Source organism: Brevibacillus sp. MS2.2 (genome assembly GCF_013284345.1).
GTDB classification, from domain to species: domain Bacteria; phylum Bacillota; class Bacilli; order Brevibacillales; family Brevibacillaceae; genus Brevibacillus; species Brevibacillus brevis_C.
This window is the reverse complement of record NZ_JABSUZ010000014.1, coordinates 96581-109051: the sequence shown is the minus strand read 5'-3', so window position 1 is coordinate 109051 and position 12471 is coordinate 96581. Positions and strand designations below refer to the sequence as shown.

The 12471-nt window shown below is 47.4% G+C and carries 14 protein-coding genes; all 14 read left to right on the top strand.

The genetic code is table 11. The features are described 5' to 3' along the window. Positions 1 to 210 precede the first annotated feature (210 nt). The 14 genes from HP568_RS15245 (at position 211) to spoVAE (ending at position 12453) form a co-directional block, all read left to right on the top strand. On the top strand, positions 211 to 1143 hold the full coding sequence (locus tag HP568_RS15245; protein ID WP_048032574.1) for an ABC transporter permease: 933 nt from the start codon (positions 211 to 213) through the stop codon (positions 1141 to 1143). A gap of 6 nt (positions 1144 to 1149) precedes the next feature. Further along, entirely contained in the window at positions 1150 to 2067 is a 918-nt protein-coding gene (locus tag HP568_RS15240) for an ABC transporter permease (RefSeq protein ID WP_048032575.1), read from the top strand. A gap of 14 nt (positions 2068 to 2081) precedes the next feature. After that, positions 2082 to 3071: an ABC transporter ATP-binding protein gene (locus HP568_RS15235; RefSeq protein ID WP_048032576.1), complete on the top strand. Its 990-nt coding sequence runs from the start codon at positions 2082 to 2084 to the stop codon at positions 3069 to 3071. Between the two features lie 14 nt (positions 3072 to 3085). After that, complete coding sequence (locus tag HP568_RS15230; RefSeq protein ID WP_048032577.1) at positions 3086 to 4045, top strand: ABC transporter ATP-binding protein; 960 nt, start codon at positions 3086 to 3088, stop codon at positions 4043 to 4045. A 180-nt stretch (positions 4046 to 4225) separates the two neighbouring features. Continuing rightward, positions 4226 to 6298 (top strand): methyl-accepting chemotaxis protein, encoded by a 2073-nt coding sequence (locus HP568_RS15225; protein WP_048032578.1) that lies wholly within the window; start codon positions 4226 to 4228, stop codon positions 6296 to 6298. Between the two features lie 144 nt (positions 6299 to 6442). Further along, entirely contained in the window at positions 6443 to 7627 is a 1185-nt protein-coding gene (locus HP568_RS15220; protein ID WP_048032579.1) for a D-alanyl-D-alanine carboxypeptidase family protein, read from the top strand. A gap of 147 nt (positions 7628 to 7774) precedes the next feature. Then, positions 7775 to 8125, top strand: coding sequence for an anti-sigma F factor antagonist (spoIIAA, locus tag HP568_RS15215; RefSeq protein ID WP_048032580.1), 351 nt, complete (start codon positions 7775 to 7777; stop codon positions 8123 to 8125). Beyond that, the gene (gene spoIIAB / locus HP568_RS15210) at positions 8125 to 8574 is read left to right on the top strand and encodes an anti-sigma F factor (RefSeq protein WP_048032581.1); all 450 of its coding nucleotides are present in this window, start codon (positions 8125 to 8127) and stop codon (positions 8572 to 8574) included. Before spoIIAA ends, spoIIAB begins: the two co-directional genes overlap by 1 nt. Before the next feature lie 11 nt (positions 8575 to 8585). Then, entirely contained in the window at positions 8586 to 9341 is a 756-nt protein-coding gene (sigF, locus tag HP568_RS15205; protein ID WP_005827375.1) for an RNA polymerase sporulation sigma factor SigF, read from the top strand. Between the two features lie 125 nt (positions 9342 to 9466). After that, entirely contained in the window at positions 9467 to 10081 is a 615-nt protein-coding gene (locus HP568_RS15200) for a stage V sporulation protein AA (RefSeq protein ID WP_048032582.1), read from the top strand. Continuing rightward, positions 10078 to 10497, top strand: a complete 420-nt coding sequence (locus HP568_RS15195; protein WP_048032583.1) for a stage V sporulation protein AB — start codon at positions 10078 to 10080, stop codon at positions 10495 to 10497. The genes HP568_RS15200 and HP568_RS15195 overlap by 4 nt, the downstream gene beginning before the upstream one ends. Positions 10498 to 10578: 81 nt before the next feature. Continuing rightward, the gene (spoVAC, locus tag HP568_RS15190) at positions 10579 to 11064 is read left to right on the top strand and encodes a stage V sporulation protein AC (RefSeq protein WP_007724098.1); all 486 of its coding nucleotides are present in this window, start codon (positions 10579 to 10581) and stop codon (positions 11062 to 11064) included. A gap of 13 nt (positions 11065 to 11077) precedes the next feature. Beyond that, complete coding sequence (gene spoVAD, locus HP568_RS15185) at positions 11078 to 12103, top strand: stage V sporulation protein AD (protein WP_048032585.1); 1026 nt, start codon at positions 11078 to 11080, stop codon at positions 12101 to 12103. Further along, on the top strand, positions 12103 to 12453 hold the full coding sequence (gene spoVAE, locus HP568_RS15180) for a stage V sporulation protein AE (protein WP_007724093.1): 351 nt from the start codon (positions 12103 to 12105) through the stop codon (positions 12451 to 12453). The genes spoVAD and spoVAE overlap by 1 nt, the downstream gene beginning before the upstream one ends. The last annotated feature ends 18 nt before the right edge of the window (positions 12454 to 12471 follow it).

Sequence of the window (12471 nt, the reverse complement as noted above, 5' to 3'; positions counted from 1 at the left end):
TGGTTGCAACATATACCCTCTGCTATGCAAGCCCTTCCCATAAATACCAGCTGGTATGATTGCCAGCAAAGAAAAAATAGAGAGAGAAGCTTTACTGCAAGAGATCTAAGGGTTATTTACACAGCCGATTTTTACACTGTGTCGGCAGCGTTCCGCAGTGTAAACATGGGACGTGAAAGCAATCAAAAATCTACCAAGGGGGTAAGTTAGTTGATCCGTTATCTCGGTAAGCGCATCATTTTTATGCTCATCTCGCTCTTCTTAATTGTAACGGCCACCTTCTTCATCATGAAAGCAGTACCAGGTGGTCCATTTACATCCGAGAAGCAGGTCCCGCCGGAAATTAAGGCAGCACTAGAGGCAAAGTACAAGCTGAACCTGCCGTTGCACGAACAATACTTTGAATATTTGAAGGGTGTAGCAACATGGGAACTAGGTCCTTCGTTTACGGAGAAATCTTCAACTGTTAACGACATGATTAATCGTGGTTTCCCAGTTTCTGCACACTTGGGAGCACAAGCTTTATTGCTCGCTATCTTCGGAGGGATTACGCTAGGGGTTATCGCAGCGCTAAACCATAATAAATGGCAAGACTATTCCGCAATGGTCATCGCCGTTTTGGGATTATCGGTACCAAGCTTTATTTTGGCGTCCTTTTACCAATATATTTTCGCTATTAATTTGGGCTGGTTTCCAATCGCGAAATGGGAAGGATTTGAATACACCATCCTTCCATCATTGGCGCTCGCCGCATCACCGATGGCATTTATCGCGCGTTTGACGCGTTCCAATATGATTGAAGTTATGGGGCAAGATTACATCAAAACAGCAAAAGCAAAAGGCCTGCATACTTTTACCATTACAGTAAAACATGCAATCCGTAATGCGCTTTTGCCAGTTGTTACTTACCTGGGTCCACTGATTGCTGGTATTTTGACAGGGGCATTCGTTATTGAACGTATTTTCGGTGTTCCTGGTCTTGGTCGCGAATTCGTTTTGTCTATTACAAACCGCGACTATACGGTAATCATGGGTACGACCGTGTTCTACTCCATCATCCTGGTTGTGATGATTCTGATTGTTGACATCGCATACACCTTGGTAGACCCACGGATCAAACTTTCGGACGCAGGAAAGGAGTAATGACACGTGCAAAACTTGACTAAAGAACATTTCGAGCCAATTTCCGTTGACCTTCGTCAAGCTGAAGCAATTAAGCGCCCAAGTCTCTCTTTTTGGTCTGACGTTTGGCGTCGTTTGAGAATGAATAAAGTCGCAATGATTTCTATGATCTTCATTGCTGCGTTGATCGTATGTGCCATTGTGATCCCATGGTTAACTCCACAAGATTATTTTACGACGGATCTGGCTGGCAAGAACAAAAAGCCGTCTGCTGAACACTGGTTTGGCACAGATGACCTAGGTCGTGACGTATTTGAACGTATTTGGTACGGTGCACGTATCTCTCTGCAAGTAGGTCTTGCCGCAGCGTTCATTGACCTGATCATTGGTGTGATCTGGGGCGGTATCGCAGGTTTCTATGGCGGTAGAGTAGATGAAATGATGATGCGTTTCGCAGATATCTTGTTTGCGATTCCTTACCTGCTGGTTGTTATTTTGTTGATGGTTGTTTTAGAACCCGGTGTTGGAACGATTATTCTTGCCTTGACGATAACGGGATGGATCGGTATGGCCCGGATTGTACGTGGTCAGATCCTTCAATTGAAAAACCAAGAGTTTGTACTGGCAGCGCGCTCCCTTGGTGCTGACGCAAACCGTCTGATCTTCAAACACTTGATTCCGAATGCTTTGGGTCCAATCATCGTAACGTTGAGCTTGACTGTACCTTCCGCGATTTTCGCAGAATCCTTCTTGTCCTTTATCGGGTTAGGGGTTTCGGCACCGATTGCATCGTGGGGAACGATGTCCAATGAGGGCTTGCCGGCCATGAAGTACTATCCATGGCGTTTGACATTCCCGGCAATTTTTATTTCCGTAACCATCTTGGCATTTAACTTGTTCGGTGACGGTCTGCGCGATGCTGTAGACCCACGCCTGCGTAAATAGGAGGGATAGTCGTTATGGAACGCATTCTTGATGTAAAAGACCTGCATGTATCCTTCCATACGTATGCAGGTGAAGTAAAAGCAGTCCGCGGTGTGAATTTTCACGTCAACCGCGGAGAGGCTGTAGCAATTGTAGGGGAGTCCGGTTGCGGTAAATCCGTAACCGCTCAAACCCTCATGAAGCTGATTCCTATGCCTCCAGGTGAAATTAAACAAGGGCAAATTCTCTTCAATGGCGAGGATATCGTCAAGAAGTCGAAAAAACAAATGGAATCGATCCGCGGTAAAGATATCGGGATGATCTTCCAAGATCCAATGACTTCCTTGAACCCAACAATGACCATCGGTAGCCAAATTACCGAAGGCTTGATCAAGCACCAAAACATGTCGAAATCTGCAGCACGTGATCGTGCTATTGAGCTGTTGACCATGGTTGGTATTCCGCAACCAGAGAAACGTGTGGAGCAATATCCACACGAGTTCTCTGGCGGTATGCGTCAACGTGCGATGATCGCGATTGCCCTCGCCTGTTCGCCGAAGCTGTTGATCGCGGATGAACCGACGACAGCTTTGGACGTAACGATTCAGGCGCAAATTTTGGACCTGATGAAAGAATTGCAAAAGAAAACAGGCACATCCATTATCTTGATCACGCATGACCTTGGTGTTGTTGCTGAGATGTGTGACCGCGTAATCGTTATGTACGCAGGAAAAGTGATCGAGACAGGAACAGTTGACGATATTTTCTACAATCCGCAACATCCTTACACCAAAGGCTTGCTCCGCTCGGTACCACGTCTTGACTTGAACCGTGACGAGCCACTGACACCAATTTTTGGTACGCCACCAGACCTTCTTCGTCCACCTGTTGGCTGTGGATTCACCGCGCGTTGCGAATCTGCGATGCGTGTGTGCCAAGAGATCGATCCTGAGCTGAACGACATCAGTACGACTCAGCGAGCAGCTTGTTGGCTTCAGCATCCGCTTGCTCAGAACCGTGCGTAGAAGGAGGGATATCAGTGGATAAACGTGAAAATTTGATTGAAGTACGTAATCTGAAAAAGTTCTTTTCGATTGGCGATAATACTCTGAAAGCTGTGAATGATATCTCGTTTGAGATCAAACGTGGAGAAACATTGGGCGTAGTAGGAGAGTCAGGCTGTGGAAAGTCCACTGCAGGTCGTACCATCTTGAGACTGTATGATGCGACTGAAGGGGACGTCCTGTTTGAAGGCAAAAGCATCATGGATTTGAACCCGCAGGAAATGAAGGCGATGCGCCGCAACATGCAAATGATTTTCCAAGACCCTTACGCATCCTTGAATCCGCGTATGACAGTCGGGGATATCATTGGCGAGGCGCTGGATATTCATGGCCTGGCGACTGGTCAGAAGCGCAAAGAGCGTATCCAGGAGCTGCTTTCCTTGGTGAGCTTGAATCCTGAGCATATGAACCGCTTCCCACACGAGTTTTCAGGTGGTCAGCGCCAACGTATCGGAATTGCCCGTGCATTGGCAGTAGAGCCAAAATTCATCGTGTGTGACGAGCCGATCTCTGCTTTGGACGTATCCGTACAAGCACAGGTTGTAAACTTGCTCGAACAGCTACAAGAAAAAATGGGTTTGACCTACATGTTCATTGCCCATGACCTGTCCATGGTAAAATACATTTCCGACCGTGTAGCGGTTATGTACCTGGGTAAAATGGTTGAGCTAGCAGAAAGTGATGCTTTGTATGAAAAGCCGCTCCATCCGTATACGCAAGCGCTGTTGTCTGCGATTCCGATTCCAGACCCAGAAGTTGAGCGTAACCGTGAGCGCATTGTATTGCAAGGAGATGTACCTAGCCCAATGAACCCACCAAGCGGTTGCCATTTCCGTACCCGTTGCCCGAAAGCAATGCCGGAATGTGCTGCATCCGTACCTGTGTGGAAAGAAGTAGAGCCAGGACATTTCGCAGCTTGTCATTTGTATAACTAAATCAATTACAAATAGCGAGTTCCGAGGCTACTCGTGCAGCCCGGAACTCGTTTCCCTTCATAAGGGAGGTTTTACCTCTGAAAAAAGTGGGTATTGTACCCAGAGGCAGTTTTTTTCAGGGGTATTTTTTCGGAGTTCTTGCACTGGAAAATGGTAGCAGTGATAAAGGGGGCAAGTAGCATGAGTAAATTTTTGTCGCCACGATGGAAAAAGAAGGAGGGAATTTCGAATCTCATAAAAAAAGTGAACCTGACTAGCCAAGTAGTAACGGAAAAGCTAAAAGGCTCTCTTGCTACAAAGATGATTGTGTTTGGTCTAATTCTTGTACTTATTATTATCGGTTCTTTGCAATACATAGCGCTTTCCTTCTCGAAATCAACATTGTTTAGCATAACCTCTAATCAAGCGAAAATGCTGGCTGACCAGCATGCGAATAGTATGGAAGATGACTTACAAGCGATTGTGAACTCCACCAAATCGGCAGCAACCAAACGTGTGATGATGACAGATCTGCAGCCGCTTATCATGGAGCAGTTTACTCTATTGCGCCAGGCGCATAAAGAAGTGTCCAGAATCTATTTGATCGACACGGCTTCCGGGAAATCCCTGTATTCCTTGACTGGGACAAATGAGATTGATTTCAAGCAAAAGCAATACTTCCAAAGAGCGCTAACCACGAAATCCTTGGTCGTTTCTGATGAAGAAATCGTTGAAGGCAGCAACAAGAGTTTTCTTTATATTGCGACACCCATAGGGGAAAAGGCCGATGATACGAGCCGGTTGTTCGTTGTTGGCTTTACAATTGACCAAATGATTCAAAAGATTCCTGAGATCTCTTTCATGGAGAATGGCTACGCATTTGTCGTTCGCCAAGATGGTTTGGTTGTGGCCCATCAAAATCCGAATAACAATAACAAGCTCGTGCTGGCTGGTGACAAAGATTATGAAGAGATGCTTGCTCTGATGCAGCATGAGACAAGCAACAGCTTGCTGTACTCGGATCATGGAATTGATTCATTTGCAGCTTTTGCACCGATCCCAATGTTGAAATGGAATGTCGTTTTGTCCACGGGAACGGACGAGGTATACGGTGAAGTAGACGGAATGTGGCTGTACTTCGTGCTCTTCAGCTTGCCGATCATCGGGCTCTCGGTTTGGGCGATCTGGTGGTTTGCGAATCGGATTCGACTGTCTCTGTTCGCGATAGCACGGGATATGGATCAAATCGGTGCCGGACATTTTAATATCAACGTAAAAGTAAACGGCAATGACGAGCTGGCTATGGTTGGCCGCAAAATGAATGACATGGCGGCTGAACTCCGCAAGCTGATTGCCCTTGTACAGGGACAAGCTACACAACTGAACGTAGCGACAGATGAGCTGACTCTATTTGCGCAAGAAAACAAAGGAGCCATTAACGTCATTACGGATAATATCTCTACGATTGCCCAACGCGTCTCTACGCAGACGAATGAAGTGCAAGCGACGGCCAACACCGTCTCGGAAATATCGGAAGGCGTTGAACAGGTGGCTGTGGCTGCCGAATCTACATCGGTTGCCACGACCCGTACGTTTGAGAGAGCGCAAGGCGGAATGGAGTTAGTGGAAAACGTAATTAATACGGTGAGACGTGCTACTGGTGAGGTAGAACGTACTGCTGGGCAGATGCACAATCTTCGTGAGCGGGCTCGTGAAATTACGAGCATCGTTGAAATGATTACGAGTATTGCTTCGCAAACGAATTTGTTGGCGTTGAATGCTGCCATTGAGGCTGCCCGCGCTGGAGATGCTGGACGAGGCTTCTCGGTAGTTGCCAGCGAGGTTCGCAAGCTCGCAGAGGAAAGCAGCTCCTTCTCTGAGCGTATCGCTGCCATTGCCCATTCGATCAATGATGAGGCAATGGATATGAGCAAGCATATGGACGAGATCGTTACCATGGTGAGTGGAGGCTTGCAGTCCGTAGAGTCTGTGGGAACTGCTTTCCAAAATATCGTGGCAGAGATTCAAGCGGCTGCAGAGCAGAGCGAATCGATGACGGCGACATCGGAAGAGATGGCGGCAGGTAATCAGGTTGTGACGAACTCCATGCAACGTCTTGCCACCATGTCGGATGAAATTAGTGATTCCATCTCAGGTGTGGTAGAGACAGTGGATGAACAATTGAATTCGATTGCACGCATTAATGAAAACGTAGAGCAATTGAAAAAAATGGCGGACGAGCTAACGCAAAATGTGAGCCGATTCGTCATTTAAGAAAGTGTCCCTTCTGCTAGTAGCGGAAGGGATTTTTTTGTGAACCCGGATGTGCTTTCCAGAAGATAATCTCGCCGTTTTTGTGTGAATATTTTCCTTTCATGATGGTGAGAATAAAACCATGAATGGAGGGAAGAGACTGCTATGAAACGGAATGGATACCTCGCTCTATGCTTCGTTATGTGCTTAACCATCTTTTCTCCGATGGCGATTGCCAAAGAAAAGGCTGGACAGCAAAAGGGTGATAATCATTTTGCCCCACAAGCTTCATCCGCAGTGATGATTGAAGCGGATACGGGAACAGTCTTGTATGAAAAGAACGCCAATGAAAAAATGCCACCCGCCAGTATCACCAAAGTAATGACCATGCTTTTGATCATGGAAGCGGTGGAACGGGGAGAGCTTAAGCTTACCGATAAGGTTCGAACAAGTGAAAGAGCAGCATCGATGGGCGGGTCGCAAATTTTTCTACAGCCCGGTGAAGAAATGACGGTAGAGGACATGATGAAAGGGATTGCGATTGCTTCTGGGAATGATGCCTCTGTAGCGATGGCTGAGCACTTGGCTGGGACAGAAGAGAGTTTTGTCGCGCGAATGAATGAACGCGCACAGCAGCTCGGCATGAAAAATACGCATTTTGTAAACTCCAATGGGCTTCCTGCCGCGAATCACTACTCTTCGGCAGCGGATATTGCAATCATGTCACGAGAGCTCTTAAAGCATGAAGGCATCACGAAGTTCACTGGTACGTACCAAGACTATTTGCGAAAAGATACAGAGAGCCCCTTCTGGCTTGTGAATACGAACAAGCTGGTGCGTTTTTATGAAGGGGTGGACGGTTTGAAAACAGGGTACACAGGCGAAGCAAAATACTGTTTAACAGCGACTGCCAAACGCGACAACATGCGCGTCATTGCAGTCGTCATGGGTGAGCCTGATGTGAAAACCCGCAACAATGAAGTATCGACCATGTTCAATTACGCATTCACGCACTTCCAGGTGACGCCGATGTACAAAAAGGGGGAAGCTGTTCGTGCACTTGTTGTGGATAAAGGTCAGAAAGCGCAGATCAATGCGGTTACACCACATGCGGTTAGCCTGTTGATGAAAAAAGGAGAATCAGCCGATACCTTCCAAAAGGAAATTGTCATCAATGAGGCGGTTCACGCTCCTATAGCAAAGAACCAAGTAATCGGCCACATTTTCATCCGCACGAAAGATGGCAAAGAAGTAAATCGAATCGATCTGATCCCAGAAGATCAGGTAGATAAAGCCAACATGTGGGAGATTCTTAAGCGAACCACCAAGAGCATTTTGATTAGCTACTGACAGACAGCATGAGCGCGAAAAGAATCGAGTTGCCCCGAATGGAATGGCGCGGCTGCTCGATTTTTTTGTTCTTTTGTCGGCTGGCAGGAATTGGTTTCGCCGAGGAAGAAAGAGAGTTTCTATCAAGGGAGAAGGAGTGGGTCAGCTATGAGTTTACGAGTTGCGATGGAGACACGGCAGGACGTGCTGGTGATCCGTTTGCAGGGTGAGCTGGATCATCATACGGCAGAGGAGTTACGCAAGAAGGCGGATGATCTTTTGCGTACCTCTACTATACGCCATATTGTGCTGAGTCTGGCTGATTTGACGTTTATGGACAGCTCTGGTATCGGAGTTATTTTGGGAAGATACAAGCAGATTTCTGCCCGATCTGGAGATATGTACGTCTGCTCGATCAACCCTACAATCTATCGAATATTTGAGATGTCCGGGTTATTCAAGGTAATCAAGTTTCGCGAAAACGAAGCGGATGCTTTGCATGTTCTGGGGGTGGCGTAATGATGGTACAGCGTAACTTTATGTCAGTGTCGTTTGCAGCATTGAGCCAAAATGAAGCATTCGCACGTGTAGCAGTCGCAGCCTTCATTTCCCAACTCGATATTACGATGGACGAGCTGGAAGAAATTAAAACCGTTATATCCGAAGCTGTTACGAATGCCATTATTCATGGTTATGACGAAAATCCAGAGGGTGTGGTACAAATCTCTGTGCGAATTCAAGAGGACAGCGTTGATCTGATTGTGGAAGACAATGGACGAGGAATTGAGGATGTGGAGCAGGCCATGCAGCCACTCTATACGACGAAACCGGAGCTTGAACGCTCTGGAATGGGCTTTACAATAATGGAGAATTTCATGGATTCTTTGGAAGTGGCAACGGTTGTGGGTAAAGGAACAACTGTGCGCCTCACCAAACGCCTGGCGTTTGCCAAAGCCTTGCAAAATTAGGGGTAGTGCCAATGGGTGCCGATATCAAAAACGCGAGTCAACCATTTCTGACCAATGACCAAGTAAAAGAGCTAATCGCCAAAAGCCAAGCTGGAGACACTGAGGCACGAGAGCTTTTAGTCAACAGCAATATTCGACTGGTCTGGTCTGTCGTCCAGCGCTTTATCAACCGTGGATACGAAGCGGATGATTTGTTTCAGATCGGTTGTATTGGCCTTTTGAAAGCCGTAGACAAGTTTGATCTCTCCTATGATGTTCGATTCTCAACCTATGCTGTGCCGATGATTATTGGAGAAATTCAACGCTTCTTACGCGATGACGGTACAGTCAAGGTAAGTCGATCACTCAAAGAAACAGCCAATAAGGTACGACGAACAAAGGATGAGCTGTACAAGCAATTCGGTCGCGCACCCACGATTGCTGAGGTTGCGGACGCGGTGGGGATTACGCCAGAAGAAGTCGTGTTTGCACAAGAAGCGAATCGGGCACCTTCTTCCATCCATGAAACGGTTTTTGAAAATGACGGGGACCCCATTACGTTGATCGATCAGATTGCGGATGAAGGGGTCAACAAATGGTTTGAAAAAATTGCCCTCAAGGATGCGATCAGTCGATTGAGCGAGCGAGAGCAGCTCATTGTCTACCTGCGCTACTACAAGGATCAGACACAGTCGGAAGTAGCGGAAAGGCTGGGAATCTCGCAAGTACAGGTATCGCGCCTCGAGAAGCGCATTTTGCAAACGATCAAAGACCAAATTGAGCATTAACTGATACAAACACTCCGGTCACTACGTGGCTGGGGTGTTTTGTTCATTTCCGTTTATTTGCATGGGTTTTGTGGCTCGGCACATACTAGCGAATAATCAGGTATGTGATGGAAGGGGAAGGTACCATGAAAGACGCGTTGTTTCTGCGCCTGAGAAAGCGATTGGCCGTAAAGCCACAAGCCATGATTACGCTTGGGGACATTTGCCAGCTTTACTGGGATGGAGAGCGCGAGGAAGCGTTAAAGCGGATGCCCATTTACCAGACAACGCCAACGGATGGCAATTTGATCATTATCGATATTATGCAGGTGATTAAAAGGCTGCGTTCTGTCTATCCCGACGTGGAATTGGACGTCCAGGGTGCACCCCAAATTATTGTGGAGGTACTCAATCCACGAAAGAAAGCGAACCCGATTTTGGTGGCGATGGTGTGGCTTCTGCTGTTCATTGGCTCAGGCTTGGCGATCATGAATTTCCACACCGATGTCAGTATGATGCAGGTTCACGAGCGAATCTACTATTTGATTACAGGTGAAAAAAGCCATCAACCTTTGTGGATGCAAATTCCTTACTCCATCGGGATCGGCTTGGGGATGATTCTGTTTTTCAATCATATCTTCCAGAAAAAAATCAACGAAGAACCTAGTCCGTTAGAAGTTGAATTGTTTATGTATCAGCAAAGCCTTGATCAATACTACATACAAAATGAAAACAAGGAAAACCAACGGACGAAGAAATGAGCGTCATCCAGTGCTTGTTGCTTATGTTGATCGGACTAGGTGGAGGTCTTGCAGTAGGGAGCGGGTTGGTCGCGTTTATTACCGTTCTGGACATCATTCCGAGGTTGACACAATTAACGAATGCTCATCGATATATCCGCTCGCTGGAATGGGCCTTGGTGGCAGGAGCGCTTTTTTTTACGTTCATTGATTTTTTTCACTGGGGTGCTCATTTGCCCGTTATCGTTTCTTCGATTTACGGGATATTTGCTGGGATATTTGTGGGAACACTCGCCGCAGGCTTAACTGAGGTACTGAATGTCTTCCCGATATTAGCGAAGCGAATCCACATGGATGGCAGTCTTCTCTTTCTATTGATGGCAGTGGTGTTGGGAAAAGTGACGGGTTCCTTACTGCAATGGCTGCTCCATCTGTGAAATGGTAAATACCACTATTCATAGGCATCTTTAGAAAAAGGAAGGATATAGGAAGAAAGCTTACAAAGGGAGTGAAAGGGCATGGCAACCAAAACAAAATCCAAAAACCCCGGATCGATGCAGATGACCAAGCAACTGTATCAACAGCAGGCTTCCAAGTTCCAGCCCAAACGAAATGTTCTGCTTAACTCGTTTCGTGCTTTCTGGGTAGGAGGGACCATATGTTTGTTGGGTCAGGCCATTCAAAATATGTATATTACCTTTTTCGGATTTACGGAGAAAACGGCAAGCAATCCAACCGTTGCGACGCTTATCTTTCTATCCGTTTTGCTGACAGGGTTAGGTGTGTATGACAATATCGGGCAGTATGCCGGAGCAGGATCAGCCGTGCCTGTTACAGGCTTTGCCAACTCGATCGCTTCTGCTGCTATCGAACATCGGAGCGAAGGGTATGTTCTCGGTGTTGGGGGAAATATGTTTAAGCTTGCTGGCTCGGTCATTGTATTTGGGGTTGTTGCTGCTTTCATTGCGGGAATTTTAAAGAGCCTGATCAACATGTTTTTCTAAGGGAGGGCTGTCGGTGTCAAACAATCAACCAGTGAAACGAGTCAATCGGCAAACCTGGCACTTCGATCAAAATGTGCGCTTGCAAAGCTCGGCAGTTGCTGTGGGACCAAAAGAAGGAGAAGGGCCGCTGGCACACTTGTTTGATAAGATCCACGACGATATGTATGCAGGCCAACAGACGTGGGAAGACGCCGAACGCCAGTTAATGGAGGATGCAGTCAACACCTTGCTGCAAAAGGCGGGGATCACGGGCAAGGATGTGGATATCATTCTCGCCGGTGACCTGTTGAATCAGAACATCACCACCAACTTTGCAGCAGAAAAGGTGGCGATTCCCCTTTTGGGCATGTACGGCGCTTGTTCTACCTCGATGCTGACACTAGCAAATGCGGCGGCTTTGGTAAACGCAGGCTATGCGAACAGGGCGATTGCTGCTTGTAGTAGCCACAATGCCACAGCGGAAAGGCAGTATCGTTATCCCACGGAATACGGAGGCCAGAAGCCGCCAAGCGCCCAGTGGACAGTCACAGGAGCCGGTGCGGGATTGGTCGGGATAGGGGGAAATGGTCCGCGCATTACGTATGCGACGATGGGAAAAGTAGTGGATATGGGGATTAAAGACCCGTTTGACATGGGGACGGCCATGGCGCCAGCGGCTGCTTCTACGATCCAGACGCATTTTCAAGATACGGGGCGCTCCCCACAATCCTATGATTTGATCGTGACTGGTGATCTGGCAGCTGTCGGGTTTCCGATTCTAAAGGAGCTCATGTTGACAGAAGGATACGACATGGATCAAGTCTACAATGATTGCGGAATGATGATTTACTCCCCCGATCAGGATGTATTTGCAGGCGGGAGCGGTTGTGCCAGCAGTGCAGTGGTCACGTATAGCTACATTTTGGATCAACTTAACCGTGGGTTACTGAAAAACGTGTTGGTCTGCGCCACGGGAGCCCTCTTAAGCCCGGTGAGCTATCAGCAGGGCAACTCGATACCATGCATCGCCCATGCGGTTGCACTTGAAGGAGGAAAATGATGGAGTACCTGATTGCTTTTGTCGTAGGGGGCCTGGTTTGTGTAGTAGGTCAGCTCCTTTTGGATGTTGGCAAGTTAACGCCTGCTCATGTCATGAGTACGCTGGTTGTGGCAGGAGTTTTTCTCGATTTTATCGGGGTGTATGACAAGTTTATTGATTTTGCAGGTGCAGGTGCGACTGTACCGATTACGAGCTTCGGTCATTCTTTGTACCATGGAGCCATCAGCGAGGCTGAACAACATGGGTTGATCGGTGTGGCAACGGGGATTTTTGAGGTCACGAGTGCGGGTATATCGGCTGCAATTGCATTCGGATTTTTTGCCTCACTCATCTTTAAACCCAAAGGGTAAGTCCAGGCAATAAAAGGC

Excerpts from the sequence above, each read along its gene's own strand:
- HP568_RS15235 (WP_048032576.1), top strand. The coding sequence starts at position 2,082 with ATGGAACGCATTCTTGATGTAAAAGACCTGCATGTATCCTTCCATACG.
- HP568_RS15225 (WP_048032578.1), top strand. The coding sequence starts at position 4,226 with ATGAGTAAATTTTTGTCGCCACGATGGAAAAAGAAGGAGGGAATTTCG.
- HP568_RS15220 (WP_048032579.1), top strand. The coding sequence starts at position 6,443 with ATGAAACGGAATGGATACCTCGCTCTATGCTTCGTTATGTGCTTAACC.
- spoIIAA (WP_048032580.1), top strand. The coding sequence starts at position 7,775 with ATGAGTTTACGAGTTGCGATGGAGACACGGCAGGACGTGCTGGTGATC.
- spoIIAB (WP_048032581.1), top strand. The coding sequence starts at position 8,125 with ATGATGGTACAGCGTAACTTTATGTCAGTGTCGTTTGCAGCATTGAGC.
- sigF (WP_005827375.1), top strand. The coding sequence starts at position 8,586 with ATGGGTGCCGATATCAAAAACGCGAGTCAACCATTTCTGACCAATGAC.
- HP568_RS15200 (WP_048032582.1), top strand. The coding sequence starts at position 9,467 with ATGAAAGACGCGTTGTTTCTGCGCCTGAGAAAGCGATTGGCCGTAAAG.
- HP568_RS15195 (WP_048032583.1), top strand. The coding sequence starts at position 10,078 with ATGAGCGTCATCCAGTGCTTGTTGCTTATGTTGATCGGACTAGGTGGA.
- spoVAC (WP_007724098.1), top strand. The coding sequence starts at position 10,579 with ATGGCAACCAAAACAAAATCCAAAAACCCCGGATCGATGCAGATGACC.
- spoVAE (WP_007724093.1), top strand. The coding sequence starts at position 12,103 with ATGGAGTACCTGATTGCTTTTGTCGTAGGGGGCCTGGTTTGTGTAGTA.